Genomic DNA, 25,862 nt, shown 5'->3' with positions numbered 1-25,862 from the left:
CGCGCACGCACTCCGAACGGGGGTCAGCCGGCCGCTGCGTCGAGCGTCACGCCCGGACGTCCACTTTCGACCACGAACCGGGCCGCGGTCGTCACGGTGGTGTCGCCGGGGCTGCGTACCGTGCCCACCACCCGCAGCCGGGCGTCGAGCCGGCGGGGGTACAGCTCACCGACGAGATATCCGCGCCGGTTGTCCAGGAACTTCCAGTGCGGGTTCGCCGCCCGCTCGGCCGCGTGCGCGTGCTGGAAGCCGGCCACGTCGGCGTCGCCGCCCGACGTGATCGACGTGCCGACCAGTTCCGCGGCGACCACCGGCGAACCGGCCGAGTCGAAGTCCGGCCGCAGGTCGCAGGCGAGCGTGGCGTGCTGGTCGCCGCTGAGCACGACCGGGTTCGACACCGCGCCGGTGCCGAGGAACTCCAGCAGCCGGTGACGCTGGGCGCGGTAGCCGTTCCAGCCGTCGAACCCGAGCCGGCGCCCCGGGAACCCGGCCGCCGCGATCATCACCTGGTTGGCCACCAGGTTCCAGCCGCTCGACGAGCCGGCCAGCCCGCGCACCAGCCAGCGTTCCTGCTCGGGCCCGGTCATCGTCCGCCCGGGGTCGTTGGCCTCGCGCTGCGTACGTGGGTGCCGGGAGCGGTACTGGCGGGTGTCGACGGCGTGCAGGGTCGCGAGACGCCCGAAGCGCAACCGCCGGTAGAGCCGGAACCCGGGCCCCACCCGGACGGGCATGTGCTCCACGAACGCCCGGAGCGCCGCGGCCTTGCGTGCCGCGAACGGCACCGGCTCGCGCGCGTCCGGGTCCATCGGGTGGTCGCCGGTCCAGTTGTCGTCCACGTCGTGGTCGTCGATCGTCACGATCCACGGAGCGGCCGCGTGCATGCGCGCCAGGTCGACGTCGGTGCGGTACTGCGCGTGCCGGTTGCGGTAGTCGGTGAGCGTGTAGGTCTGCCCGCTCCCGGCGTGGTCGCGCAGCCGGTTCGCGCCCGGCCCCACCTCGTAGATGTAGTCGCCGAGGAACGCGACGAAGTCCACGTCCTCCTCGGCCATCCCGCGGTACGCGGTGTAGAAGCCGTCCTGCCAGTTCTGGCAGGACGCGGTGGCGAAGCGGAGCCTCCGCGGCCGGGCGTCGGGCGCCGGTGCGGTGCGGGTGCGGCCGACGGGTGAGGTCTCGGCGCCCAGCCGGAACCGGTAGAAGTAGTCCCGGCCCGGACGCAGCCCGCGCGCGTCGACGTGGACCGCGTGCGCCCGACTCGGCCGCGCCACCGCGACACCGTGGCGCTCGACGTGGCGGAAGCGCTCGTCGGTGGCCACCTCCCAGCGCACCTCGACCGGCTCCGGTGGCATCCCGCCGCCCTCGGTCGGGCGCGGGGCCAGCCGGGTCCAGAGCACGACGCCGTCGGGCAGCGGGTCCCCGGACGCGACGCCGAGCGTGAACGCACCGGCCGGGACCCGGACCGGCCGCGCCGAGCGCACCCGCGCCGCGTCGCCGTCGGCCGCCAGCAACACCGGGACGAGGAGCCCGGCCGCGCCGGCGGCGAGGAACCGCCGCCGGGGGAGCGGGAACACGAGTGACACGTCCCCGGAGGCTAGAAGCCGGGGGTCACCTGACGAGCGAGCGGTACCGGGACGTCCGCCACGACGCGCACGGCGTCCTCGCCGTCGAGCGGATCCCGGTGACCCACCGAACGGGGGACAGCGCCCGCTCGACGGCGTCCGTACCATGCGCGAGTGTCGCGCGACCAGATCGTCCGGGTGCTGCTCTGCGCGCTCGTCTCCGGTGGGCTGGTCGCGGCCTCCGGGGCGCCCTACTGGCAGTCCCATCCGGTCCGCGGCGTGGTGGCCGGTCTCGCATGCGCGGGGTTCGCCGCGGCCGGCGCGCTGCTCGCCACCGGCGGCCCGCGGCGCGTGTTCACCGGGCGGCTCCTGCTCGCGGCCGGGTTCTGCTGGCCGTTCGCGTGGCTGGTCTCCTGGGACCGCGGCCCCGGGCCGGCGGTGTCCTATCTGTGCCAGGGCTCCTTCTGGGTGCTGGCCGGCGCCGCGATCCTGTCGTACCCCACCGGTGTACTGGTCGCCAACCGGTACCGGGCGTTCGTCGCGGGCGCGGCGGTGGTGATGGTGGGGGGTGGTGTCGTGTTGCTGCTGGTGTCGCAGCCGCAGTGGCTCGGCCTGCCGGCCACCGTCTCCTGGCCCGGTGTCGTCGCCGACCGGAGCGTGTTCGACGCGTGGATCCGGGTCCTCGCCGCGGCCCAGGTGGTGCTGGCCGCGTGGTTCACCGCGCTGCTCTGGGTGCGCGCCCGCTGGCTGTCCAGCCTGGATCGGCGCATCGCGGTGCCGGTGCTCGTCGCCGCGGCCGCCCTGGTGCTGTTCAGCTCGGTCAAGGCCGCGGTCGTGACGAGCGCGTGGACCACCCGGTCGGAGCTGCAGGCGTTCTACTTCAACCAGGGCGTCGTCGCGCTCGTCGTCTCCACCGCGCTGGTCTCCGGCGCGCTGCGCGACCGCTGGTGGGAGCTGAGCGCGCCGCACCGCGTCGTGCGCATCACGTCGTCGGGCACGTCGGTCGCCACGGTGCGCGTCGCGCTCGCCGAGGCGCTGCGCGACCGGTCGCTGCGCCTGTACTTCTGGGCGCCGGCCGAGAACGGCTGGGTCGACGTGCGGGGGCTGCCGGCCGTGCCGGAGTCGTCCTCCGACGACCGGCGCTGGCGCATCGCCGTCGACGGGCACCAGCACCCGCTGGCCGTCGTCGAGGTCGACGCGGCCCTGCGTGACCGTCCGCTGCTCGTCGACGCCGTCCTGCGGGCCGGTAGCCCCGCGCTGCTCACCGCCCAGCTCCAGGCGGCCGCGAGCGCGAACCTCGCGCAGGTGCTCGCGGCCCAGGAGCGGCTGGCCGAGCGCGAGCTGGCCGAGCGTCAGCGGCTCGAGCAGGAACTCGTCGAGGGCGCGCAGCACCGCCTCGGCCTGCTCGCGCGCCAGTTGCACGGGCTCACCGACCACACGTCCGACCCGGCCGTCCGGCACTTCGCCGGGGAGTGCCGCCGGGAGGTGCTGGCCACGGTCGGCGAACTGGAGGCGCTGGCGCGCGGGCTGCTCCCGGCCGCGCTGGCCGAGCGCGGGCTCGGCCCCGCGCTGCAGACCGTGGTGGCGCGGCTCGGTCTCACCGCGGCGGTCGAGGTCGTCCCCGGGCGGCTCCCCCCGGCGGTCGAGGCCACGCTGTACTTCGCGCTCTGCGAGGGCCTGACGAACGTCGCAAAGTACGCCGGTGGTGCGGCCGTCACCGTCCGGGTGGCCGTCTCCGACGGCTGGGCGTCCGGCTTCGTGGTCGACGACGGGCCGGGCGGCGCCGACGCGACCGCCGGCGGCGGCCTGGCCGGCATCGTCGACCGGGCCCGGGTCCTCTCCGGCTGGGCCGCGATCGACAGCTCGTCCACCGGCACCCAGGTCAGCGTCCACCTGCCGCTGGACGTCCCGCTGGTCGCGTGAACGGTGCCGGTCAGAGCGGCAGTGGCCGGTTCTGGATCACGGCCTTCATGACCAGGGTCGACGAGAGGCGCTGGACGCCGGGCAGGGTGGCGAGCTCGTCGTCGTAGAGCTGCTGGAAGGCGGGCAGGTCGCGGGCGGTGACCCGGAGCAGGTAGTCGGGGTCGCCGAAGAGCCGCTCGGCGTGCAGCACGGAGGGCACCTCGGCGACCGCGACCTCGAACGCGTCGATCGCGTCGCGGTCGGCGGTGCGCATCGTGACGAAGACCAGCGCGTTGAACGTCAGCCCCAGGGTGGCCGGGTCGAGCTGGGCGCGGTAGCCGCTGATCGCGCCGGAGCGCTCCAGTGCGCGCAGCCGCCGGTGACACGGGGACAGGCTGAGCCGCACCCGCTCGGCGAGCTCGGTGACCGTCAGCCGCCCGTCCTTCTGCAGCTCGGCAAGGATCGCGCGATCGACGTCGTCCATGGGGAAGATTCTCCCTCCAACACCCGGGTGGCGGGGGAGATCTTGAAAGCACCTTCGGGTGAAATCCGCCTAATCTTCTGCACGCAGACGAGCGGAAGGTGGAGTCATGGCGGTCAACACTGTCGCCGCGTTCTGGGCGGTGTCGTTCGTGATGGTGCTGGTTCCGGGTGCGGACTGGGCGTACGCGATCGCGGCCGGCCTGCGCCACCGCACGGTGCTGCCGGCGGTGAGCGGGTTGCTGGCCGGGCACCTGCTGGCCACCGCGGTGGTGGCGGCCGGGGTCGCCGCCGTCGTCGCCCGCTCGCCGTGGGTGCTGACCGGCCTGACCCTCGCCGGAGCGGGGTACCTGGTGTGGCTCGGTGCGGGGCTGCTCCTGCGCCCCGCCACGGTCCGGGCCGCGACGGCGGAGCCGCCGGACTCCCGGCTCCGGCAGGCCGCACGGGGCCTGGGGGTCAGCGGGCTGAACCCGAAGGTGCTGCTGCTCTTCCTCGCGCTCCTGCCCCAGTTCACCCGGCCCGGCACCGGCTGGCCGGTCGCGGCCCAGATCGCCGTGCTCGGCCTCGTGCACGTGGCCAGCTGCGCGGTGGTCTACACCGGTGTCGGCACCGGGGCCCGCACGGTGCTCCGGGCCCGGCCCGCGGCGGCCGCGGTCGTGACCCGCCTCTCGGGCGTCACGACGGTGAGCGTCGGGGCGCTGCTGCTGATCGAGCAGGTGGCCTCGCTCAGGTGACCGGGGCGCCACCGGCGGCGGCGTGGACGTCGGGCGGGCCGTCCAGCCCGACCCCCGGGTGGCCGTTCTCCACCACGAAGCGGGCCGCGGTCCGGGCGCCGCCGGAACGCCGATCGGTGACGCTGTCGACGACCCGGAGCTGCACCCGCAGCGCGTCCGGGGTCAGCTCACCCAGCAGGTACCCGCGCCGGGCGTCGACGTAGAGCCGCTGCGGATTGTCGGCCCTGGTCTCGTCGTCCTCCCGGCGCAGCCGCTCGACGTCCGGTTCGCCGCCGGACGAGATCGAGGTGCCGGAGAGCTCCGCGCCGACCACCCGTGAGCCTTCGTCGAGCGGGTCCGGGTTGAGCTGGCTGACCCAGGTGCAGTGCTGGTCGCCGCTGAGCACGACCGGGTTCGGGGCCAGCCCGGTCCCGAGGAAGTTCAACAGCCGCCGGCGCTGTACCCGGTAGCCGTCCCAGCTGTCGAAGCTGTACTTCTCGCCCCGGCCGCGCCGGCTGTCGTTCCCGGCCAGCAGCACCTGGTTGCCGAGCAGGCTCCACCGGGCGTCGGAGTCCACCAGCCCGTCGAGCAGCCAGCGCTCCTGGGCCGGTCCGGTCATCGAGCGCCACGGCTCCTCGGCCTCGGCCACCGTGGTCGGGTGCGCCGAGCGGTACTGCCGGGTGTCGAGCACGTGCAGCGTGGCCAGGTCACCGAACCGGAACCGCCGGTACAGGCGCAGCCCGGGCCCGACCCGCACCGGCAGGTGCTCGACGTAGGCCCGGAGCGCGGCGTCGCGGCGGGCCGCGAACGGCACCGGGCTCGGCTCGGACGGGTTCGCGGCCCCGTCGCCGGTCCAGTTGTCGTCGACGTCGTGGTCGTCGAGCGAGACGATCCAGGGCGCGGACGCGTGCGCGCGGGCCAGGTCGGGGTCGGTGCGGTACTGCGCGTGCCGGTTGCGGTACTCGTCGAGCGTGTACGGCTGACCCGGTCCGATGTGCTCGCGCAGCAACCCCGGCCAGGGCGCGGCCTCGTAGAGGTAGTCGCCGAGGAACGCGACGAAGTCCAGGTCCTCGGCGGCCATCGCGCGGTGGGCGGTGTAGTAGCCGTCCTGGTAGTTCTGGCACGACGCGGTCGCGAACCGCAGCCGCCGGGTCGCACCCGTCGGCGCGGTCCGGGTCCGGCCCACCGGCGAGGCCTGGTCCCCGACCCGGAACCGGTAGAAGTACGACGCTCCCGGCCGCAGCCCCCGGGCGTCGACGTGGAGCGTGTGGGCGCCGGCCGGACGGGCCACCGCGGTGCCCGTGCGCACGAGCGTGCGGAAGCGTTCGTCCGCGGCGACCTCCCAGCGCACCTCGACCGGCTCCGGCGGCATGCCCCCACCCTCGAGCGGGCGCGGCGCCAGCCGGGTCCAGAGCACGACGCCGTCGGGTAACGGGTCACCGGACGCCACCCCGAGCGTGAACACGTCGCGAGGCAGCACGGTGCGGCGGCGGGGGACGCGGGCGAGCGCGCCGTCGGCGCCGACCAGCGCCGGTCCGACGAAACCGGCGGTGGCCGAGCCGACGAGGGCGAGGAAGCGGCGGCGGGGGAGCGGGAAGTGCATCGGCGTCCCCCTGGTGAGGTGCTAGCGACGAACCGCGGGGAGCAGGATCTCGTCGATGACCGACACCAGGAACGCCCGGTCGACCGGGATCTGCTGGATCATCGTCCGGTAGAACACCATCGACGCGCTGACCTGCGCGAGCGTGTCGACGTCGCAGTCGGGGCGGATCTCGCCGCGCGCGATCGCCCGGCGGAGCAGGAACCGGTTCGCGGCGGCGCGCGGCTCGACCATCACGGCCTGGAGCGCCTCGCCCAGCTCGGGGTGCCGGGAGATCATCGAGACGACGCCGGACATGATCTTGAGCTTGCGCTCGGCGTCCTGGATCGACGGCGGCTTGATCATCGCCAGCAGGTCACCGCGCAGCGTGCCGGTGTCGGGCAGCGCCTCGGGAGCGAGGTTCTCCTTCTTCATGCAGGCCACCGCGTCGATGACCAGCTCGGACTTGGACGACCAGCGCCGGTAGAGGGTGGCCTTTCCGGCCTTGGCGCGGGTGGCGACCTGGTCGAGCGTCATCCCGTCGTAGCCGGTCTCGGCGAGCACGTCGAGCGTGCAGTCGAGGATCTCGGGATCACGCGAGTGATCACGCTTGCGACCCGGCTTCACGGCGGACGTCATCGTGGCCGCCTCCTGTTCTCCGATAGTCCACCGATGGTACTGCAGAGTTCCGAAACTAACCAGTTTCGAAACTGGCGAGTTCCGTATATGGTCGTTGCATGACCTCGACAACTATCGAGCCGTCCACGGGGGCGGCATCTTCCCGGCGGTGGTGGGCACTCGTCACCGTCGGGCTGGCCCAGCTGATGATCGTGCTGGACATGACCGTGGTGAACATCGGGCTTCCCGCGGCGCAGAGCGACCTGGGCTTCTCCGACGGCAGCCGTCAGTGGGTCATCACGGCCTACTCGCTCGCGTTCGGCAGCCTGCTGCTGCTCGGCGGGCGGCTCTCCGACCTGATCGGGCGCAAGCGCACGTTCCTGGTCGCGCTGGTCGGCTTCGCCGCGGCGTCGGCGCTCGGCGGCGCGGCGCAGAGCTTCGAGATGCTCGTCGGCGCCCGCGCCCTGCAGGGTGTGTTCGGCGCGCTGCTCGCTCCCACCGCGCTCGCGGTGCTGACCACGACGTTCACGATCCCGCGCGAGCGGGCCCGGGCCTTCGGCGTGTTCGGTGCCGTGGCCGCCGCCGGTGGCGCGATCGGCCTGCTCGCCGGCGGTGTGCTCACCGAGACGCTGAGCTGGCGCTGGACGCTCTACATCAACGCGTTCATCGCCGCGGTCGCGTTCGTCGGCACGTTCCTGTTCATCGACTCGGCGGAGCGCACCGGGCCGCGCCCACGCCTGGACGTCCCCGGAACCCTGCTGGTCTCCGGCGCGCTGTTCTCGATCGTCTACGGGTTCTCCAACGCCGAGACCGACGGCTGGAGCTCGGCCCTGACCTGGGGTCCGCTGGCCCTGGGCGTCGCACTGCTGGTCACGTTCGTCGCCTGGCAGCGCCGGGCAGCGCACCCGCTGCTGCCGCTGAACATCGTCCTGCACCGCAACCGCGGCGCCGCCTACCTCGCGGTGCTGATCGCCGCCACCGGCATGTTCGGGGTGTTCCTGTTCGTCACGTACTACCTGCAGGGCACACTCGGCTACTCGCCGATCCGCACCGGACTGGCGTTCCTGCCGATGGTGTTCGGCATGGCCACCGCCGCGCAGCTGTCCACGAACGTCCTGCTGCCCCGCTTCGGCCCGAAGGTCCTGGTGCCGATCGGCCTGGGGCTGGGCGCGAGCGCGATGGTCGCGCTGACCCGCCTCGGGATCGACTCCTCCTACGCGGCCGACATCCTCGCGCCGCTCGTCGTGCTCGGCCTCGGCATGGGCGCGACGATGCCGGCCGCGATGCAGACCGCGACGCTCGGCGTCGACCGGCACTTCGCCGGGGTGGCCTCCGCGCTGGTCAACACCTCCCAGCAGGTGGGTGGCTCGATCGGTACCGCGCTGCTGAACACGCTCGCGGCCACCGCGGCGGCGAACTACGTGGCCACGCACGGGGCGTCCTCGGGCGCCGAGGCCGCGGTGCACAGCTACGCCACCGCGTACTGGTGGGGCGCCGGGTTCTTCGCGACCGGCGCGGTGATCGCGGCGCTGCTGTTCGAGCGGCGGACCACGGAGCCGGTGGCGGTTCCGCTTCCGGCGGCCGAGCCGGCGCTCGCGCACTGAGTTCGTCCAGAGGCGTGCACCCCCGGGCGGGGGTGCACGCCTCTTCTCAGGCGTCCCGGCCGGCCAGCGACACGGCGCCGGCCAGCAGCGCCGCCCCCGCCCACGCCGCCAGCACCCCGAGACCGGGCCAGGGCTGGATCGGGAGCGCGTCCAGGCCGGTGCTCGCCTGGATCGCCAGCCCCGCGTCGGACGGGCCGATCTGACGCAGGTGCCGCTTCCACTCCGGGTCGCCCACCATCCCGGTGACGATCGGCGCGACGTAGAGCAGCGCCAGAACGACCCCGGTCGCGGCCGCCGAACCCCGGGTCACCGCGGCGACGCCGAGCCCCAGCAGCGCGACGAGCACCAGGTAGAGCACCGACCCGACCAGCGGCCGGGCCGCGAAGCCCGTCCCCAGCGCGGCGTGCCCGGCCACCCACGCGGCCCCCACCCCGACCGCGCCCGCGCCACCCACCAGGACGCTGACCAGCAGTGCCTTCGCGGCGAGCACCGACGTGCGCCGGGGCGTCGCGGCGAACGTCACCGCGACCATTCCGGTGCCGTACTCGCCGCCGATCACGCCGGCCGCGAACACCGCGGCCACGGCCTGCCCCAGCTGGACCCCGACCAGCGTCAGCCTCGTCGTGTCGGTCGCGCACGGACAGTCCACGGTGGTCACCGCCAGCGCGCTCGACCCGGCCGTGGCCACCGCCACCGCGAGCACCGCCCACAGGGTCGCCGGGACCGTCCTGAGCTTCGTCCACTCACCGCGCACGACGTCGCTCATCGCACGTCCCGGCGGCCGAGCAGCACCACGGCGGCGGTGAACGCGACCGCCGTCCAGGCCAGCAACACGGCCAGGCCACCGGCCGGCGGGAGCGGGAAGTACCCGGCCGACGGCACGTACAGGTTGTCGACGAACGGGTACTCCACCGCGCTCTGCTGCACGGCGAACGCGGCGGCGGGCGTCACCGCCAGCACCCAGTCACCGACCCGGGCCGGCAGCACCGACATCGACAGCAGGTACGGCAGCACGGTCAGTCCCAGCACCGCGGTGAGCGCCACCGCGCCCCGGCGCACCACGGTGCCGATCGCGAGCGCGAACACCGCGCACAGCGCCAGCAGCAGCCCGGTGCCGAGCACGGCCCGGACCACCGTCGACGTCGGTGCGGCGTTGACGTACAGCCCGTTGGCCTCCATCACCGTGGTGCCCAGCGGCACCGCGATCGCGGCGGCGACGGTGCCGATCACGGCGGCGACCCCGCCGATCACGACCGCCTTGGCCGTCAGCACCCGGCTCCGCCGGGGGGCCGCGGCCAGCGTCACCGCGAGCAGTCCCCGCCGGTACTCCGCCGTGACGAACATCGCCCCGACCACGACCAGCAGGATCAGCGCCACGAACGTTCCGGCGAGCGTCTGGGTGATGCTCGAGCCCAGGCCGTTCGCGCCGGACACCGCCGGGGCGACGTCACCGTTGCCGGTCAGCGTGTAGACGCCGCCGGCGGCCGAGGAGCTGCTCGCCGGTCGGGGCGGCCCGGGCCGCGGATCGTCCGCCGGGTCGGCGTCGGTCCCGGGCACCGCGGCCGTGCCGCTGGGGCCGCCCAGCTGCTGGGTCGTCCAGGCCGTGGCCGTCCCCGCGACCTGCACCTCATCGAAGACCGCGGTGGCGGTGGACGGGCCCCCGGTCGCACCGCTCACCCCGAAAACCTCGGTGGACACCTCCGCGTACTGCGGGGACGCGACGAACAACCCCACCTCCACGGTGGCCGGCAGGTCCGGCGTCGCGGTGCCGACCGTGGTCCAGCGGCGCCCGTCGGGCGAGGCCGCCGCGGTGATCGTGGCCCCGTCCCGGGTCAGGCGCAGCCACTGCGGGGCCGGGCCCCCGGTGGGGCCGGCCACGTCGTGCACGTAGTCGTACTGCATCCGGACGCCGTGCGCGCCGGTCAGCATCACCGCGGCGTACGACGAGCCGGGCTCGGTGCCGTCCTTCACGATCAGCCCGGCCTTGGCCCACGGCACCAGCCCCTTCTCGGCCCGCCCCGGGCCGGCGTCCCGCTCGCCGGTGAACGACGTGATCCGGGCGGTGATCGAACCGTCGCCGGGGAGCGTGCGGTGCACGAACCGGAACGCGTCGGTGACCTCCTGCCCCGCCGGGCCGGTCGGGAGCCGGCACGACGCGTCGCACGTGCCCCCGGCACCGGGCGCGACCGAGAACACGACGATCACCAGCAGCACCGCGGCCAGCGCCGCAACCCAGCCGCGTACCGTACGCAGCTTGGTCCACTCGGCCCGGATCACCGGAACTCCACCGCGCCGCGCGTGAGCGCCAGGTAGGCCTGTTCGAGCGAGCCGTGATCGTCGACGAGTGCGGGCACGGTGGTGTCCGCGAGCACCCGCCCGCGGCCCACCACGACCAGGTGGTGCGCGGTGTCCTGCAGCTCACCCATGAGGTGGCTGGAGACCAGGACCGCCCTGCCCTCCGCGGCCAGCGACCGCAGGAGCCCGCGCATCCAGATGATGCCGTCGGGGTCCATGCCGTTGAACGGTTCGTCGAGCATGATCGTGGGCGGGTCGCCGAGCAGCGCGGCGGCGATGCCGAGACGCTGACGCATGCCGAGCGAGTAGCCGCCGGCCTTACGGTGCCGCACGTCGTGCAGACCGGTGAGCGTGAGGACCTCGTCGGCCCGCGCGCCGCCGAGACCCTGCGAGTGCGCGAGCCAGAGCAGGTGGTTGCGTCCGGTGCGGCTCGGCTGGAGCGCGGCGGCGTCCAGGAGCGAGCCGAGCGTCCGCAGTGGCCGCTCGAGGTCCCGGTAGCGCCGGCCGCCGATCAGCGCGGTGCCGGCGTCGGGCGCGTCCAGGCCCAGGATGACGCGCATCGTGGTGGACTTGCCCGCCCCGTTGGGCCCGACGAACCCGGTGACCACTCCGGGACGCACGCCGAAGGTCATGCCGTCCAGCGCCGATGCGGACCCGAACCGTTTGTGGAGGTCGGTGACGTCGATGTTCATGGCCGTTGGGTGTACGCGACCGGCGGTGTCACGGCGGTGTCGAGCGTCGACACTCCGCTGACACCGGGCGGCTGGCACTGTGAGCGGGGTGAGAGTGCTGGTCGTGGAGGACTTCGAGATCCTGGCCCGTGCGCTGGGCACCGGGCTGCGCCGCGAAGGGCTGGCGGTGGACGTCGTCCTGGACGGCGACGCCGCGCTCGAGCGGCTGGCCGTCACCGCGTACGACGTCGCGGTGCTCGACCGCGACGTGCCGAAGGTGCACGGCGACGAGGTGTGCCGCCGGATCGTCGCGTCCCACCCGGGCTGCCGGGTGCTGATGCTCACCGCCGCAGGCACCGTCCGCGACCGGGTGCACGGCCTGGAGCTCGGCGCCGACGACTACCTGCCCAAGCCGTTCGACTTCGCCGAGCTCGTGGCCCGGGTGCGTGCGCTGGGCCGGCGGCCGGGCGCGGGGCTGCCGCCGCTGCTCTCGGCCGGGGACCTGACCCTGGACCCGAGCCGGCGGGCGGCGGCCAGGGCCGGGCGGCGCCTGGAGCTGTCCCCGAAGGAGTTCGCGGTGCTGGAGCACCTGCTCGGTGCGGCCGGGCGGGTCGTGCCGGCCGAGGAACTGCTCGAACACGTCTGGGACGAGGCCGCCGACCCGTTCACGACCGCGGTCAAGACCACGATCAAGCGGCTGCGGACGAAACTGGGCGAGCCGCCGGTGGTGCACACGGTCCGCGGGGGCGGCTACCGGGTGGGTGAGCCGTGAGCCTGCGCGGGCAGCTGACGCTGCTCTACGCGGGGGCGTTCGTGGGGTGCGGCGCGGCGCTGGTCGGGGTCCCGTTGCTGCGGACGTCGCAGACCGTTCCCGCTCCCGGGACGCCGGCGGTGCCCCGGGCCCGGGAGTCGGTGGCCGGGCCGCCGGACGTGCTGGTGACCTCGCTCGTCGTGCTCGCGGCCACGCTGGTCGTGGCGGTCGTGCTGGGCTGGCTGATCTCCGGGCGGCTGCTGCGGCCGCTGCGCACGATCACCGGCACCGCCCGCGACATCTCGGCGTCCAACCTGCACCGCCGGCTGGGCGTCGAGGGCCGCGACAACGAGTTCGGCGAGCTCGCCGCGGTGCTCGACGACCTGTTCGCGCGCCTGGAGGCCGCGTTCGAGGCCCAGCGCCGCTTCGTGGCCAACGCGTCGCACGAGTTGCGTACCCCGCTGACCGCGGAGCGCACCCTGCTCCAGGTGGCCCTGGCCGACCCGGCCGCGACCGCCGACGACCTGCGCGCGGCCTGCCAGGACGTCCTCGCCCTGGGCGAGGCGCAGGAACGCCTCATCGACGCGCTGCTGACCCTGGCCGGCAGCGAATCGGGCGCGTTCCCCCGGGAACCGGTCGACCTGGCCGCGCTGGCCGCTTCCGCGATCGGCGACCGCGCGGTGTCGCTCCACCTGGAGCCGGCGCCCACCGCCGGCGACGCGCAGTTGCTGCGGAGCCTGGCCGCCAACCTCGTCGACAACGCGGTGCGGCACAACGACTCCCGCGCCTGGATCGACGTCGCCACCGGGGTCGCCGACGGCCGGTCGTTCCTCCGGGTGAGCAACAGCGGCCCGGCGGTTCCCCCAGCGGAGGTGGCGCGGCTCCTGGAGCCGTTCCAGCAGCTCGGCGGAGCCCGCCTGCGCCTCGGCGGCGGTCACGGCCTGGGCCTCACGATCGTGCGTGCCATCGCCGACGCCCACCGGGCCGAGCTGGCCGTGCGCCCGCGCCGGACCGGCGGCCTGGACGTCACCGTCACCTTCTGACGTCCGCCGCGGACAGGTCGGTGCCGGGCTGACGGCCGGCCAGGAGGGTGGTGAAGTGGGCGACGGTGGTGGCCATGGCGTCGCGGGCGGGGGACAGGTACTTGCGGGGGTCGACGAGTTTCTCGTCGGTCAGGGCGCGGCGGACCGCGGCGGTGAAGGCGGTGTTCAGGGCGGTGCCGACGTTGATCTTCACCATGCCGGCGGTGACCGCGGCGGCGAGCTCGTCGTCGGGGACGCCGGAGGAGCCGTGCAGCACGAGGGGCACCGGGACGGCGTCGCGCAGGGACGTGATCAGCGCGTGGTCGAGGCGGGCGGTGCGGTCGGTCATCGCGTGCGACGAACCCACCGCGACCGCGAGCGCGTCCACGCCGGTCGCGTCGACGAAGGCCTTGGCCTCGCCGGGGTCGGTGCGCACGCCCGGCGCGTGCGCCCCGTCCTTGCCGCCGACCGCACCGAGCTCGCTCTCCACCCACAGCCCCTCGGCGTGCAGGCGGGCCGCGGCGGCCGCGGTGGCGGCGACGTTCTCGTCGTAGGGGAGCGTGGAGGCGTCGACCATCACCGAGTGGAAGCCGTTCGCCGCGGCCTGGGCGATCAGCTCGGCGTCCTCGACGTGGTCGAGGTGCAGGGCGACGCCGACGCTCGCGGCGTCGGCGACCGCGCGGGTCGCGGCGGCGATCGGCGCGAGCCGCGAGCCGTGGAAACGCACCGCGTTCTCGCTGATCTGCAGGATCACCGGGGCGTTCGCCGCTTCGGCGCCGGCGACGATCGCCTCGGCGTGCTCGATCGTGATGACGTTGAACGCCGGGACCGCGGAACCGGCCGCGCGGGCGGCGGCGACCAGTTCGCCGGTGGGGGTCAGCATGCGGGGAGCTCCTCGGTGATCTCGGTGACGGTGACTGACGTGCGGAAACGTTCGGCGGTGGCGGGATCGACGGTGCCGGCGACGGGGGCGGCGACCGCCGCCGCGGAGAGCGCGACCGCGTCGGTGAGCAGCTCCGGCCAGGGGGAGTCGTCGCGCAGGCCGCGGGCCAGCGCGGCGACCGACGCGTCCCCGGCTCCGGTCGGGTTGCCGGCGACCCGCTCCGGCGGGCGCACCTGCCAGGCCCCGTCCCCGGTGACGCCGACCAGCCCGTCCGCGCCCGCCGACGCCACCACCGCACCGGCTCCGAGCGCACGCGCCTGCCCGGCGAGGTGCACCAGCCCGCGGCCGGCCGGTGCACCGACCAGCTCTTCGAGCTCGTGCAGGTTGGGTTTGACGACGTCGGGGCGGGCCGGCAGCGCCGCGGAGAGCGGGGCGCCGCTGGTGTCGAGGACGGTGCGGACGCCGGCCCGGCGGGCGGCGGCGATCAGCGTCGCGTAGGCGTCGGCGGGCAGGCCGCGCGGGAGGGAACCCGAGAGCACGACGACGGTGGCGTCCCCGACCAGCCCGGCGTACCGGACCCGGAACGCGTCCCACTCGTCGGGGGTGACCACCGGGCCCGGCTCCCAGAACCCGGTCGCGTCGCCGTCGACCACCGCGACCGTCCGGCGCGTCTCGTCGCCGATCGGCACGAACGCCTCGTCCAGCCCGGCTTCGCCGAGCAACCGGCGCACCCGGGCGCCGGTGTCGCCACCGAGCAGACCGGTGGCCCGCACCGGCTCGCCGAGCCCGTGCAGCACCCGGGCGACGTTGAGTCCCTTGCCTCCGGCGCGCTCGCTCACCTCGGCGACCCGGTGTGTCGCGTGCGGGATCAGCGCGTCGACACGGTAAGTGACGTCGAGGGCGGCGTTGAGGGTGACGGTCAGGATCACTCCTGCTCCAGCTTCTGCGCGACTATGCTCGTCTCACTGCTGTAACGACCATAAACGATCACCGAGGGACTGCGGAATGAACACTCAGCTCGATGTCCTGGTCGTCGGCGACGCCAACCCCGACCTCGTGCTCCGCGGGGACGTCGTGCCGCGGTTCGGTCAGGTCGAGCAGATGCTGTCGGCGGCCGACCTCGTGCTCGGTGGCTCGGCGGCGATCACCGCCTCCGGGTGCGCCCGGCTGGGGCTGCGCACGGCGCTGCTCGCCCGGGTCGGCGACGACGTGTTCGGCGGGGTCACGCGCGCGTGGCTGGAGGAGCGCGGCGTGGTGCTGGAGAACCCGCGCCCGGCCGCGGGCGAGCCCACCGGCCTCTCGGTGATCCTGTCCGGACCCGACGACCGGTCGATCCTCACGCTGCCGGGCACGATCCCGACGCTGACGCCGTCCGACATCTCGGACGAGTTGCTCGCGCGCACCCGGCACCTGCACGTGGCGTCGGTGTTCCTGCAGCCGGCGTTGGCCGACGGGCTGGCCGACGTGTTCGCGCGGGCCCGCGCGCTGGGCGTGACGACGTCGCTCGACACGAACTGGGATCCCAGCGAGCGCTGGACCGGCATCCGGGAGCTCCTCGGGGGGGTCGACGTCTTCCTGCCCAACACCGCGGAGCTCCTTGCGGTCACCGGCGCCGCCGACGTGGCCGCGGCGGCCGCGCTGCTGGTGGCGTCGGGCACGACCGTGGTGCTCAAGGACGGCGCCCGGGGCGGCCGAGCCTGGACCCCGGCGGCCTCCGCGGAGGCGGAGACGGCGAACAGCGCCGGGGGGTTCTCCGCGTCGGGTGGGGCTGGGGGGCTTTCCGCGTCGGGTGGTGCTGGAGAGTTTTCCGCGCCGGGTGGGGCCGGGGGGTACTCCGTGCCGGGTGGGGCCGGGGGGTACTCCGTGCCGGGTGGGGCCGGGGAGTTCTCCGCGGTGAGCGGGATCGCGGAGTTCTCCGCGCCGAGCCTGGCGGTGGACGTGGTCGACACGACCGGCGCGGGGGACAGCTTCAACGCTGGTTTCCTGGCCGCCCGGCTCGGCGGCTCGGACCTCCCGGAGGCGGTGGCCTGGGCGGCCGCGGCCGGCTCGTTGAGCACCCGCGCCCCCGGCGGCACCGCCGCCCAGGCCACCCGAGCCGAGATCCGCGCCGCCCTCACCCCCGCCTGACCGCCCGCGCCGCCTGACCGCCCGCGCGCGGCTCGGTCTCGCGTGGCTCGGTCTCGCGCGGCCTGGCTCCGCGCGGCCTGGCTCCGCGCGGCCTGGCTCCGCGCGACCTGGCTCCGCGCGCCTCGGCCTTGCGCACCTCGGCCCTGCGCGGCCCGGCTCTGCACGCTACGCAGCCGGGTTCTGCGTGCGGCCGGTGCTCCGTACGACCCGGCCCTGCGTACGGCCCAGCTCTCCGCGCTGCCCGGCGCTGTGCGCGGCCCGGTTCTGTGCGGGGCCCGGTTCTGTGCGGGGCCCGGTTCTGTGCGGGGCCCGGTTCTGTGTGCGGCCCGGTTCTGTGTGCGGCCCGGCCCCGCGCACGGGGCCGGGCCGCGCGGATCAGCCCTTGAGGCCGCTGAACGACATCGTGGCGATGAAGCGTTTCTGGGCGAACACGAACGCCAGCACCAGTGGCAGCGTCGCGATGACGTTGCCGGCCATCAGCTGCGACCACTCCGTGCGCCGCATGCCCTGGAACGACGCCAGCCCGACCTGCAGCGTGTACTTCGTGTCGTCGGTGATCGCGATCAGCGGCCACAGCAGATCGTTCCAGCTGGACAGCAGCGTGAAGACGGCCAGCGTGGCCAGCGCCGGGCGGGCCAGCGGCAGCACGATCGAGAGGAACGTGCGCAGCGCCCCGGCCCCGTCGAGCAGCGCGGCCTCCTCCAGCTCCACCGGCAGCGTCAGGAAGAACTGGCGCATGAGGAAGATGCCGAACGCCGACGCCAGCCACGGCACGATCGCGGCGGCCAGCGTGTCCACGATGCCGACCCGGGCGAACAGCAGGTACGTCGGGATCATCAGCACCTGGATCGGGATCATGACCGTCGCGATGATGCCGAGGAACGCCAGCCCCCGCCCCGGGAACTTCAGCCGCGCGAACCCGTAGCCGGCCAGCGAGCACAGCACGAGGTGCGCGGCCACCGAGATCGCCGACACCACCACGGTGTTGAACAGCCACCGCACGATCTTCGACTCGGCGAACAACGTGCGGTACCCGTCGAAGTGGATGCCGTGCGGGACGAAGTCCGGCGGGAACTGGGTGATCTGCGCTTCCGGCATCAGCGACGTCAGGACCATCTGCACCAGCGGCAGCACGAAGACCAACGCGATCGGCATCAGCACCAGATGCCACGGGCTGAACGGCAACCGCCGCCGTGTGCGCGTCACGGGTGGGGACGTCATCAGAAGGCCTCCGATCCGCGACGCCGCCCGTACCAGACGACGAGCACGGTGAGCAGGAGCGTCACCGCGAACAACAGGTAGGCCAGCGCGGCGCCGTAGCCGAGCCGCCGGGTCTGGAACGCCAGCTCGTAGATGTAGTAGACGACGGTCTGCGTGCTGTTCAGCGGCCCACCGCGGGTCGAGGTGTAGATCAGGTCGAACAGCTGCAGCGCGGTGATCGTCTGCCACACCGTGGCGAACACCGTGACCGGACGCAGCTGGGGCAGCGTGACGTGCCGGAACACCCGCCACGGCCCGGCGCCGTCGACGATCGCGGCCTCGACGAGTTCTTTCGGCACGTCCTGCAACGCGGCCAGGTAGATCACCGCGACGAAGCCGATCTCGCCCCACAGCGCGATGACGACGATCGTCAGCAGCGCCTGGCTCGGGCTCTCCAGGAACCCCTGCGCGGGCAGGCCGAGCGAGCGCAGCGCCTCGTTGACCATGCCGAACTGCGGGCTGAACACGTACCCGGCGAGGATGCCGGTGGCCGCGGCGGACGCCACGTACGGCACGAAGATGCAGGTGCGGTAGAAGCCGATGAACCGGATCTTCCGGTTGAGCGCCACCGCCACGAACAGCCCGATGACGATCGAGAGCGGCACGAACGTCGCGGTCAGCAGCAACGACTGCTTGGCGGCGTCGAGGGCGTTCGAATCCTCGGCCAGCCGCTGGTAGTTGCGCCACCCGACGTCGGTGGGCGGAGCCACGCCGTTCCACTTCGTCCGGCTGATGAAGAACGCCCAGACGGCGGGGAAGATCGACAGCCCGACCACGATGACGGTCGCGGGCCCGGCGAACGCCCATCCGGTCAGCGCGCGGCGCGCGCCCCGGCCGTGCGGTGCCCGGGGCGCGGAAGCCGGCTTCCGCGCCCCGACGGCGAACCGCGGCGGGCTCGCCACGGCCACTAGTTGTCTTCCAGGATGCCGGCGGACTTCTCGGCTGCTTCGTCGAGGGCTTCCTTGGGCTTGGCCTTGCCCTGGAGCACCTTCGCGATCGCGTCGCCGACGTTGCGTGACATCTCCTCGTAGCCGGAGACCGTCGGGCGGGCCTGCTTCGCGTTCGCCAGGTTGTCCACGAACTTCGGCCCGGCCGGGTACTGCTTGGCGTAGTTCGCGTACTCCGGCGTGTCCTTCTCGGTGGTGCGCAGCGGCAGGTTACCGATCGCGAGGTTCCACTTCGCGTCGGTTTCCTTGCTCGTCAGCCACTTGACGAAGTCGCGGGACGCGCCGGCGCGGTTGGGGTCGTCGTGGTTGTAGAGCACCCAGAGGTCGGGGCCGGAGACGGTCTGGTGGTCGCCGTCGGTGCCCGGCAGCTGCGCGACGCCGTAGCTGGTCTTGCTGCTGGCCAGCTCCAGCAGCTCCCACGGGCCGGACAGGATCATGCCGATCCGGCCGCTGCGGAACAGCGGCGAGTACTTCTCGTCGGTCTGGTCGAGGTACATCGACTTGTCGTCGACGGCGATCGCGCGCAGCGTCTCCAGGGCCTTGACGCCGGCGTCGCTGTTGAACGCGGGCTTCTTGCCGTCGAGGATCTTGCCGCCGTTCTGCCAGAGCAGCGGCCACAGGTGCCAGGTGGTGTCCTCGCTGCCCGAGACCGAGTACGCGGTGCCGTAGATGCTCTTCGCGGGGTCGGTGAGCTTCTTCGCGGCCGCGCGGTACTGCTCCCAGGTCCAGTCGTCGGTGGGGTAGGGGAGCTTGGCCGCGTCGAACAGGGTCTTGTTGTAGAGCAGCGCGAGGTTGTCGACGAGCGCCGGGACGCCGATCACCGAGCCGTCGGTGGCGGTCGCGGTCTCGCGGGCCGCGGCCGGGAACTCGTCCCAGCCGAACGCGGGTTCCTTCACGAAGTCGCGCAGGTCCTGCGTGCGGCCGCTCTCGGCGAGCTCACCGGCCCAGCTGCCGAACGCGTACGAGACGTCGGGGTAGTTGCCGCTGGTGAACCCGGCCGAGAGCTTGGTCAGCAGGTCGTCGGTGACGGTGGCGCCGGCCGACGTCTTGACCGTGACGTTCGGGTGCAGCTTCTGGTACTCGGCCGCGAGTTGCTCGGCTTTCTGCTCGGCCTCCGTGGTCTGCCCGGTCCACCAGGTGATCTCCACCGTGGCTTTCGGGTCGTAGCCCTCGGCGGCGTCCTTGCCGCTGCTCGACGGGGACGAGCCGCTGCAGGCCGACAGGGCCAGGGCCGCGGCGACCGTGGTGGCGAGACCGGCGAGTAACCGGGGGGAGTACCTCATCTGCTGCACCTCTCGAGGGGGGTTCGGGGTGAGACGTATCAGGCGAGTACGACGGAACGGGTCAACAGGCGGGGTTGATCGGGATCGAGCCCGCGGTGTGCGGCCAGCGCGACCGCGAACCGCTGGGCGAGGACGAGCTGGGCGAGCGGGTCACGCGCGTCCCGGTACGCGGCCGCGCCGGCGGAACGGGCCACGTCGTCGAGGCTCTCCGGCACCGCACCGAACGACCAGACCAGCGACCGGGGACCGGCCACCGCCACCGGCCCGTGCCGGTAGTCGCGGGCCGGGTAGGACTCCGACCAGGCCTGCGCGGCCTCCCGGACCTTCAGCGCGGCCTCGTGGGCCAGGCCGACGGTCCAGCCGGTGCCGAGGAACACCAGGTGGTCCACGGACGCCGGGTCGGCGGGCAGGTCGCAGGTCAGGGCCTCCCGCCCGTCCGCGACCGCCGCCGTGAGGTCCTCGCCCCAGGCCGTCCTGGCCGCCGCCAGGACGGTGGTCGGGAAGCGCGTCTGGACGACGCTCGTCTCGTCGGCGAAGTCGAGCAGCAGACGAGCGTCGACCAGGTCGTCGACGGCCTCACCGCTGACCGCGGTCACCGCGACCCGCTTCGTGCCGGTAGGGACGGCGCGGAGGGCCTCGAGCACCTCGGTGGAGGTGCCGGAGCGGGTGATCGCGACGACGCGGTCGTAGCGGCGGCGCGGAACGTACTCCGACGCGCAGACCGCGTCGGACTCGCCGAGCCCCGCGGACTCACGCAGCTCGGCGAGGCTCTGCGCGACGAACCAGGACGTGCCGCACCCGAGGTAGAGCGTCCGCTCGCCCGGTTCGGCGAGCAGGGACCGGGCCTCGTCGGCCAGAGCCAGCCCGCGTCCCCAGACGTCGGGCTGGCTGGCGATCTCACGTGCGGTGGCGTCCATGACGGGGATTATGCTCATTCGAGCATCATCAACAAGCATTCGCGCGCAAACGTGCAATCTAGAGTGCGCGCAACGGTTCGGGGATCAGGTCGCCGTGCGCGGCGGTCAGCTCGTCGCACAGTTCCCAGATCGCGTCGAGCGTCAGCGTAGCGGCGGTGTTCGGGTCGACCATCGCCGCCTGCCGCACCATCCGCGGATCGCCCTCGACCGCGGCCCGCACGGTGAGCTCACCGACGCTGACGAACGGCCGGTTCACCGCGGCGCACTGCGCGGGCAGGGCGCCGACGCGCTCCGGGCGCACGCCGAGCCGGTCGACGACGCACGGCACCTCGACCGCGTAGTTCTCGGGCAGGTTGCTGATCAGGCCCCGGTTGGCGACGTTGCCGTGGATCCGCCGGATGACGCCGGTCTCCATGCTGTGGATGACCTGGGGCGCGTACTCGGTGGCCTCGCGGTGCAGGTCCAGCGGCTTGCCGTCGCGCAGGTCGTCGCGGACGCGCGCGTACTCGTCCAGGTTGTCCTGACTGATCCGCAGGTAGTCGCCCACCGGGATGCGCAGCCGCTCGACCTCGGCGTCGGTGTGCAGGTACCAGGGCACGTACTCGGACGAGTGCTCGCTGGTCTCGGTGGGGAAGTACCCGAGCCGGGAGTACATGTCCATCCGGACGCGACGGCGCAGCTCCGGGTCGGCGGCCAGCTTCTCGTCGAGCCGGGGGTACAGGCTCTCGCCGCGGTGCTCCCAGCGCAGCAGCCACGCCTGGTGGTTGACGCCGGCGCCGGTGTAGTCGACCTCGTCGAGCGGGACGTCGATCAGCTGGCACAGGTCGTGGACGGTCCAGAACACCGAGTGGCAGAGCCCGACGGCCTTCAGCTGCGGTGCGACGGCCGCCAGGTAGCCGATGTTCATCGCCATCGGGTTGGTGTAGTTGAGCAGCCAGGCGTCCGGACAGATCTCGAGCATGTCCTTCGCGATGCCGTCGAGCACCGGGAACGTCCGCAGTGCCCGGAAGATGCCGCCCACGCCCAGCGTGTCGCCGATCGTCTGGCGCAGGCCGTACTTGGCGGGGATCTCGAAGTCGCGCACGGTGGCGGCGTGCATGCCGACCTGGATCGCGTTGATGACGTAGGTCGAGCCGTCGAGGGCCCGCCGCCGGTCGAGGCTGGTGCGGATCTCCGGCTTCGCGTCGAGCTGCTCGGCGGTGCGCCGGGCGATCGCCTCGGCGGTCTCCAGCCGCTCCGGGTCGATGTCGTGCAGGCTCAGGGTGACGCCGCGGAGCTCGTCGAAGGAAAGGAGGTCGGCCAGCAGTTCGCGGGTGAACACCACGCTGCCGGCCCCGAGGAACGTGATCACGGTCATGGCGCGATTTTGCGCGGATCGCTCACGAACGAACAGTGTTACGCGCCAAACGGACTATTCTCAGTGCTCGTTTGGGTCTTCAGTTAGGGGTCACGGATGCCGCGGTCGTCACTTCGCCGGGCCGAGCGCGTCTCGGCCATCCTCGAACGGCTGGCCGCCGACGGATCGGTCGACGCCGGGCGGCTGGCCGACGAGTTCGTCGTCTCGGCCGCGACGATCCGCCGTGACCTGCAGGTGCTCGAGGACCAGAAGTTGCTCTCCCGCACGCACGGCGGGGCGGTTGCGGTGGACGTGGCCTACGAGCTGCCGGTGCGCTACCGGGCCGGCCAGAACCGCGACGCGAAGGGCGTGGTGGCGCGGCGGGCCGCGGACCTGCTGCCCCGGGGCCCGCTGACGCTGGGCCTCACCGGCGGCACGACGACGCACATCCTGGCCCGGATGCTCGCCGAGCGCGTCGACCTCACCGTGGTCACGAACGCGCTGAACATCGCCTCGGAACTGGCACTGCGGCCGCGGCTGAAGCTCATCATGACCGGGGGAGTGTCGCGCACCCAGTCCTACGAGCTGGTCGGGCCGATCGCCGACCGGGCCCTCGAGGGCCTGAACATGCAGGTCGCGGTCGTCGGTGTCGACGGCATCAGCGCCCGCGGCGGCCTGACGACCCACGACGAGATCGAGGCGCACACGAACGCGTGCATGATCCGGCGCGCGGACCGGGTGATCGTGGTGGCCGACGGCTCGAAGATCGGGCGCGCCTACCTCGCCGGCATCTGCCCGATCACCGACGTGTCGGTGCTGGTCACCGACTCGAGCGCGGACCCGGCGGGCATCGACGCGATCCGCCGCGCCGGCACCGAGGTCGTCATCGCCGACTGATCGGGCCGGGTGGGCGCCGGCGCGCGCCGCCGGCCGGTTCGGCGAGCTGGGCGGGAACGGTCCGCGCGAGCGCGTCACGGAGGGCCACCACGGGTGCCGACGTGATGCTCTCCGCGCTCCACAGCAGCTGCACGACCCGCTCGGCCGCCCGCGCCAGCGGCACCTCCACCGTGCCCGGCGGCGCGATCCCGGCCGGGACCACGGTCACGCCCAGCCCGGCCGCGACGAGCCCCGCCGCCGTCGCCAGGTCCTCGCACGTGCACGCGGGCTCCGGCGCCAGCCCGGCGTCGCGCAGCAGCCGGTCGGTGATCGTGCGCATCCCGTACCCCTCGGCCATCGCGACGAACGGCTCGCCGGCCAGCGCGGCCAGGTCGATCGACGCGTCGCGCGCCCGCGGGTGCCCCGACGGCAGCAGCACACGCAGCGGCTCGGTGCCCAGCACCGACGCGCCGTCCACCGTTTCCAGCGTGGCCACCAGCGCCAGGTCGAGCCGCCCGGACGCGACGTCGGCGACCAGATGGCCGGCGCCCCCTTCGGCCAGCTGCAACCGCACCCCGGGCCGGGCCGCGTGGAAATCACCGAGCGTCCTGGTGACCAGCTCGGCGCCGAGCACGTGCTGGAAGCCGAGGCGAACCAGGCCGGACTCCGGATCGACGTCGGCCCGGATGCGTCGCACGGCCTCGTCGACCTCCTGGACCGCGCGGTCCGCGGCCGCCGCCAGCAGCCGCCCGTGCCGGCTCAGCGCGATCCCGCGGCCCTTTCTGAGCAGCAGCGGCGCTCCGACCTGCGCCGAGAGCCGCGCGAGCGAGCGGCTCAGCGTCGGCTGGGGCACCCCGAGGTCACGGGCGGCCTCGGTCAGGTGGCCGGTGCGGGCCACCGCGACCAGCTCACGCAACGGACGCACGAATTCATCCTCCATCCGCATCATTTAACTGCCACAGATGCATTGGACGTATGCGATCAGGGCGAGGACCGTCGGGAAGGTGCCTCGTCACCTCCCGGGAACCCCGGGGTACCGCGCGCTGAACGTCGGGATGGCGCTGATCGGCCTCGCGGCCTTCGGCCTGCTCTACGCGACCCAGCCGCTGCTGCCCCGTCTCTCCGCGCACTTCGCGGTCGACGCCACCACCGCGAGCCTGTCGCTCTCGGTGACGACCGGCACGCTGGCGTTGCTCGTCGTGCCGGCGACCTGGCTCGGGCAGCGGTTCGGGCGGCGCCGGGTGATGCGTGCCGGGCTCGTCGCGTCGGTCGTGCTGATGTTCGCGTGCGCGGCCGCCCCGACGTTCGCCACGCTGCTCGTGCTGCGCGCCGCGAGCGGGGCGGCGCTCGCGGCGGTCGTCGGGGTGGCGATGGGGCACGTGGCCGCCGAGGTGCACCCGAGCGGGCTGGGCGCGGCGATGGGGCTCTACGTCGCCGGGAACTCGGTCGGGGGAGTGACCGGCCGGCTCGTGTCGTCGATCGTCGTCGACGTGGCCGGCTGGCGCTGGGCGCTGGCGGCGATCGGCCTGCTCGGCCTCGTCGCCACCGTGCTGTTCTGGCGTCTGCTGCCGCCACCGACCGGGCCGGTCACGGCCGGTCCGAGCGCTGCGGAGGGACGAGCGGGGGTGTGGCGCGACCCCGCGCTGCTCGCCCTGCTCGCGGTGCCGTTCCTGCTCATGGGAGGCTTCGTCGCGGCCTACAACTTCCTCACCTACCGCCTCACCGCGGCCCCGTTCGACGTCTCCGAGGCCGTGATCGGCGCGGTCTTCCTCACCTACCTCGCGGGCACCGCCGCCTCCGCGCTGGCCGGGCGGGCCGCCGACCGCGTCGGCCGTCCCCCGGTGCTGCTCGCCTCGATCGCGCTGATGGGGGCCGGGCTGCTGCTCACGCTGCCGCCGTGGCTGCCGACGATCGCGCTCGGCCTGCTGATCTTCACCGCCGGGTTCTTCGGCGCGCACTCGACCGCGAGCGGATGGGCCCCGGTGGTCGGCGCGGCCCGGCCCGCGACCGCCGGTGCGCTCTACGTGTTCGGGTACTACGCCGGATCCAGCGTGTTCGGGGCCGCCGTCGGCATCGGCTGGCACGCGGGCGGCTGGCCGCTCACCGTCGCCCTGATCGGCGTCCTGATCGCCCTGGCCGCGCTCGCGGCCACCCTCACGGCGGTCGGGACGTCGCGGCGTCCCGCCGTGTCGCGCAGTGAGCGTCCTAAGGTGAGCGCATGACCGACGCTCTCACTCGCATCGCGGCCCTCCGCGCCTCCCACGACCGGCTCCGGGCGGTCGCCGCGCCGCTCACCCCCGAGCAGGTACGCAGCCCTGGCTACCCGTCCGAGTGGTCGATCGCGCAGGTCCTGTCGCACCTCGGCTCCGGGGCCGAGATCAACGGGCTGATCTTCGACGCCGGCGTCGAGCGGACCCCGGCACCCGAGCAGGAAGCCTTCCAGGGCGTCTGGGCGGTCTGGGACGCCAAGGACCCCGACGCGCAGGCCGCCGACGCCCTCGACTCCGACGCGCGTCTGGTCGAGAAGATCGAGGGCCTCACCGCCGAACAGCGCGAGACCGCCCGCTTCGACCTCTGGTTCGGCCCGGCCGACCTCGCGACGTTCGTCGCCATGCGCCTGTCCGAGCACGCCGTCCATACCTGGGACGTCGAGGTCATGCTCGACCCGTCCGCGACCGTCCTGCCCGAGGCCGTCGCCACGATCCTCGAGTTCGCCAAGAGCCTCGTCGGGTTCGCCGGCAAGCCGGGCCCGGCCGGCCGGATCCACGTCACGGTCAGCGACCCCGACGCCGAGTACGCCCTCGTCCTGGGCGAGAAGGTCGCCCTCGAGCCGTGGGACGGCGGCGAGAGCACCGGCGAGCTCCAGTTGCCGGCCGAGGCGTTCCTCCGGCTGCTCTACGGCCGGCTGGACCCGGCCCACAGCCCGTCGGTGACGGCCGAGAACGTCGATCTGGACGCGCTGCGCGCCACGTTCCCGGGCTTCTAACCCCTACATCTCGAACTCCGAGACAGAAATCACATGAGAGGGCAGAATCGTCCCAG

At 73.7% G+C, this 25,862-nt stretch carries 24 protein-coding genes; 9 read left to right on the top strand and 15 right to left on the bottom strand.

What is annotated here, in order from left to right; translation table 11 throughout:
- Positions 1-23: 23 nt before the first annotated feature.
- Complete coding sequence (locus tag CRYAR_RS22695) at positions 24-1,577, bottom strand: alkaline phosphatase D family protein (RefSeq protein ID WP_211247589.1); 1,554 nt, start codon at positions 1,575-1,577, stop codon at positions 24-26.
- 153 nt (positions 1,578-1,730) lie between these two features.
- Between CRYAR_RS22695 and CRYAR_RS22690 the strand changes: the two genes are divergently transcribed.
- Complete coding sequence (locus CRYAR_RS22690) at positions 1,731-3,479, top strand: sensor histidine kinase (protein WP_035855073.1); 1,749 nt, start codon at positions 1,731-1,733, stop codon at positions 3,477-3,479.
- Between the two features lie 10 nt (positions 3,480-3,489).
- On the opposite strand, the gene CRYAR_RS22685 is transcribed toward CRYAR_RS22690, so the two are convergent.
- Positions 3,490-3,942 carry an Lrp/AsnC family transcriptional regulator gene (locus CRYAR_RS22685; protein WP_035855072.1) on the bottom strand — a complete coding sequence of 151 codons (453 nt, stop codon included), beginning with the start codon at positions 3,940-3,942 and terminating at the stop codon, positions 3,490-3,492.
- 106 nt (positions 3,943-4,048) lie between these two features.
- Between CRYAR_RS22685 and CRYAR_RS22680 the strand changes: the two genes are divergently transcribed.
- Positions 4,049-4,672, top strand: coding sequence for a LysE family translocator (locus CRYAR_RS22680; protein ID WP_035855071.1), 624 nt, complete (start codon positions 4,049-4,051; stop codon positions 4,670-4,672).
- On the opposite strand, the gene CRYAR_RS22675 is transcribed toward CRYAR_RS22680, so the two are convergent.
- Together CRYAR_RS22675 and CRYAR_RS22670 are read right to left on the bottom strand one after the other, a co-directional pair.
- Entirely contained in the window at positions 4,665-6,254 is a 1,590-nt protein-coding gene (locus tag CRYAR_RS22675; protein WP_051570810.1) for an alkaline phosphatase D family protein, read from the bottom strand. The genes CRYAR_RS22680 and CRYAR_RS22675 overlap by 8 nt on opposite strands.
- Positions 6,255-6,275: 21 nt before the next feature.
- Entirely contained in the window at positions 6,276-6,869 is a 594-nt protein-coding gene (locus tag CRYAR_RS22670; RefSeq protein ID WP_035855070.1) for a TetR/AcrR family transcriptional regulator, read from the bottom strand.
- A gap of 98 nt (positions 6,870-6,967) precedes the next feature.
- On the opposite strand from CRYAR_RS22670, the gene CRYAR_RS22665 reads away from it, so the two are divergent.
- Positions 6,968-8,452 (top strand): MFS transporter, encoded by a 1,485-nt coding sequence (locus tag CRYAR_RS22665; protein ID WP_051570809.1) that lies wholly within the window; start codon positions 6,968-6,970, stop codon positions 8,450-8,452.
- Between the two features lie 46 nt (positions 8,453-8,498).
- On the opposite strand, the gene CRYAR_RS22660 is transcribed toward CRYAR_RS22665, so the two are convergent.
- From CRYAR_RS22660 to CRYAR_RS22650, 3 genes are read right to left on the bottom strand one after another with little or no spacing between them, the layout of a single operon-like run.
- Complete coding sequence (locus CRYAR_RS22660) at positions 8,499-9,218, bottom strand: ABC transporter permease subunit (RefSeq protein ID WP_035855069.1); 720 nt, start codon at positions 9,216-9,218, stop codon at positions 8,499-8,501.
- On the bottom strand, positions 9,215-10,729 hold the full coding sequence (locus CRYAR_RS22655; protein ID WP_211247588.1) for an ABC transporter permease subunit: 1,515 nt from the start codon (positions 10,727-10,729) through the stop codon (positions 9,215-9,217). The genes CRYAR_RS22660 and CRYAR_RS22655 overlap by 4 nt, the downstream gene beginning before the upstream one ends.
- On the bottom strand, positions 10,726-11,439 hold the full coding sequence (locus tag CRYAR_RS22650; RefSeq protein WP_035855068.1) for an ABC transporter ATP-binding protein: 714 nt from the start codon (positions 11,437-11,439) through the stop codon (positions 10,726-10,728). The genes CRYAR_RS22655 and CRYAR_RS22650 overlap by 4 nt, the downstream gene beginning before the upstream one ends.
- Positions 11,440-11,527: 88 nt before the next feature.
- Here CRYAR_RS22650 and CRYAR_RS22645 point away from each other — a divergent pair, with 88 nt between their 5' ends.
- Entirely contained in the window at positions 11,528-12,190 is a 663-nt protein-coding gene (locus CRYAR_RS22645; protein ID WP_035865871.1) for a response regulator transcription factor, read from the top strand.
- Positions 12,187-13,212: a sensor histidine kinase gene (locus tag CRYAR_RS22640; RefSeq protein WP_035855067.1), complete on the top strand. Its 1,026-nt coding sequence runs from the start codon at positions 12,187-12,189 to the stop codon at positions 13,210-13,212. The genes CRYAR_RS22645 and CRYAR_RS22640 overlap by 4 nt, the downstream gene beginning before the upstream one ends.
- Here the strand turns inward: CRYAR_RS22640 and CRYAR_RS22635 are convergent.
- Both CRYAR_RS22635 and CRYAR_RS22630 read right to left on the bottom strand, forming a co-directional pair.
- Positions 13,202-14,074, bottom strand: coding sequence for a class II fructose-bisphosphate aldolase (locus CRYAR_RS22635; RefSeq protein WP_051570808.1), 873 nt, complete (start codon positions 14,072-14,074; stop codon positions 13,202-13,204). The two genes, CRYAR_RS22640 and CRYAR_RS22635, sit on opposite strands and share 11 nt — an antisense overlap.
- Positions 14,068-15,003, bottom strand: a complete 936-nt coding sequence (locus CRYAR_RS22630) for a 1-phosphofructokinase family hexose kinase (protein ID WP_035855066.1) — start codon at positions 15,001-15,003, stop codon at positions 14,068-14,070. Before CRYAR_RS22630 ends, CRYAR_RS22635 begins: the two co-directional genes overlap by 7 nt.
- Before the next feature lie 76 nt (positions 15,004-15,079).
- On the opposite strand from CRYAR_RS22630, the gene CRYAR_RS49735 reads away from it, so the two are divergent.
- Positions 15,080-16,201, top strand: a complete 1,122-nt coding sequence (locus CRYAR_RS49735) for a carbohydrate kinase family protein (RefSeq protein ID WP_035855065.1) — start codon at positions 15,080-15,082, stop codon at positions 16,199-16,201.
- Between the two features lie 375 nt (positions 16,202-16,576).
- Here CRYAR_RS49735 and CRYAR_RS22620 read toward each other — a convergent pair whose 3' ends face one another.
- Genes CRYAR_RS22620 through melA form a run of 5 tightly spaced genes read right to left on the bottom strand, consistent with a single transcriptional unit; the run spans position 16,577 to position 21,965 of the window.
- On the bottom strand, positions 16,577-17,422 hold the full coding sequence (locus CRYAR_RS22620) for an ABC transporter permease subunit (RefSeq protein WP_035855064.1): 846 nt from the start codon (positions 17,420-17,422) through the stop codon (positions 16,577-16,579).
- Complete coding sequence (locus CRYAR_RS22615; protein WP_051572149.1) at positions 17,422-18,363, bottom strand: carbohydrate ABC transporter permease; 942 nt, start codon at positions 18,361-18,363, stop codon at positions 17,422-17,424. Before CRYAR_RS22615 ends, CRYAR_RS22620 begins: the two co-directional genes overlap by 1 nt.
- Before the next feature lie 5 nt (positions 18,364-18,368).
- On the bottom strand, positions 18,369-19,691 hold the full coding sequence (locus tag CRYAR_RS22610) for an ABC transporter substrate-binding protein (RefSeq protein WP_035865864.1): 1,323 nt from the start codon (positions 19,689-19,691) through the stop codon (positions 18,369-18,371).
- Between the two features lie 38 nt (positions 19,692-19,729).
- Positions 19,730-20,608 (bottom strand): sugar isomerase, encoded by an 879-nt coding sequence (locus CRYAR_RS22605; protein WP_035855063.1) that lies wholly within the window; start codon positions 20,606-20,608, stop codon positions 19,730-19,732.
- Positions 20,609-20,666: 58 nt separating this feature from the next.
- On the bottom strand, positions 20,667-21,965 hold the full coding sequence (melA, locus tag CRYAR_RS22600; RefSeq protein ID WP_035855062.1) for an alpha-glucosidase/alpha-galactosidase: 1,299 nt from the start codon (positions 21,963-21,965) through the stop codon (positions 20,667-20,669).
- A 96-nt stretch (positions 21,966-22,061) separates the two neighbouring features.
- Here melA and CRYAR_RS22595 point away from each other — a divergent pair, with 96 nt between their 5' ends.
- Positions 22,062-22,841 (top strand): DeoR/GlpR family DNA-binding transcription regulator, encoded by a 780-nt coding sequence (locus CRYAR_RS22595; RefSeq protein ID WP_035855061.1) that lies wholly within the window; start codon positions 22,062-22,064, stop codon positions 22,839-22,841.
- On the opposite strand, the gene CRYAR_RS22590 is transcribed toward CRYAR_RS22595, so the two are convergent.
- Entirely contained in the window at positions 22,828-23,760 is a 933-nt protein-coding gene (locus tag CRYAR_RS22590) for a LysR family transcriptional regulator (protein WP_051570807.1), read from the bottom strand. The genes CRYAR_RS22595 and CRYAR_RS22590 overlap by 14 nt on opposite strands.
- A 64-nt stretch (positions 23,761-23,824) precedes the next feature.
- Between CRYAR_RS22590 and CRYAR_RS22585 the strand changes: the two genes are divergently transcribed.
- The gene (locus tag CRYAR_RS22585) at positions 23,825-25,042 is read left to right on the top strand and encodes an MFS transporter (protein ID WP_169745074.1); all 1,218 of its coding nucleotides are present in this window, start codon (positions 23,825-23,827) and stop codon (positions 25,040-25,042) included.
- The gene (locus CRYAR_RS22580) at positions 25,039-25,806 is read left to right on the top strand and encodes a maleylpyruvate isomerase N-terminal domain-containing protein (RefSeq protein WP_035855060.1); all 768 of its coding nucleotides are present in this window, start codon (positions 25,039-25,041) and stop codon (positions 25,804-25,806) included. Before CRYAR_RS22585 ends, CRYAR_RS22580 begins: the two co-directional genes overlap by 4 nt.
- Positions 25,807-25,862: the final 56 nt, after the last annotated feature.

Source organism: Cryptosporangium arvum DSM 44712, from assembly GCF_000585375.1.
Classification (GTDB): Bacteria; Actinomycetota; Actinomycetes; order Mycobacteriales; family Cryptosporangiaceae; genus Cryptosporangium; species Cryptosporangium arvum.
Note: the sequence above shows the minus strand (reverse complement) of the source record. Positions and strands in the feature narration are given on the sequence as shown.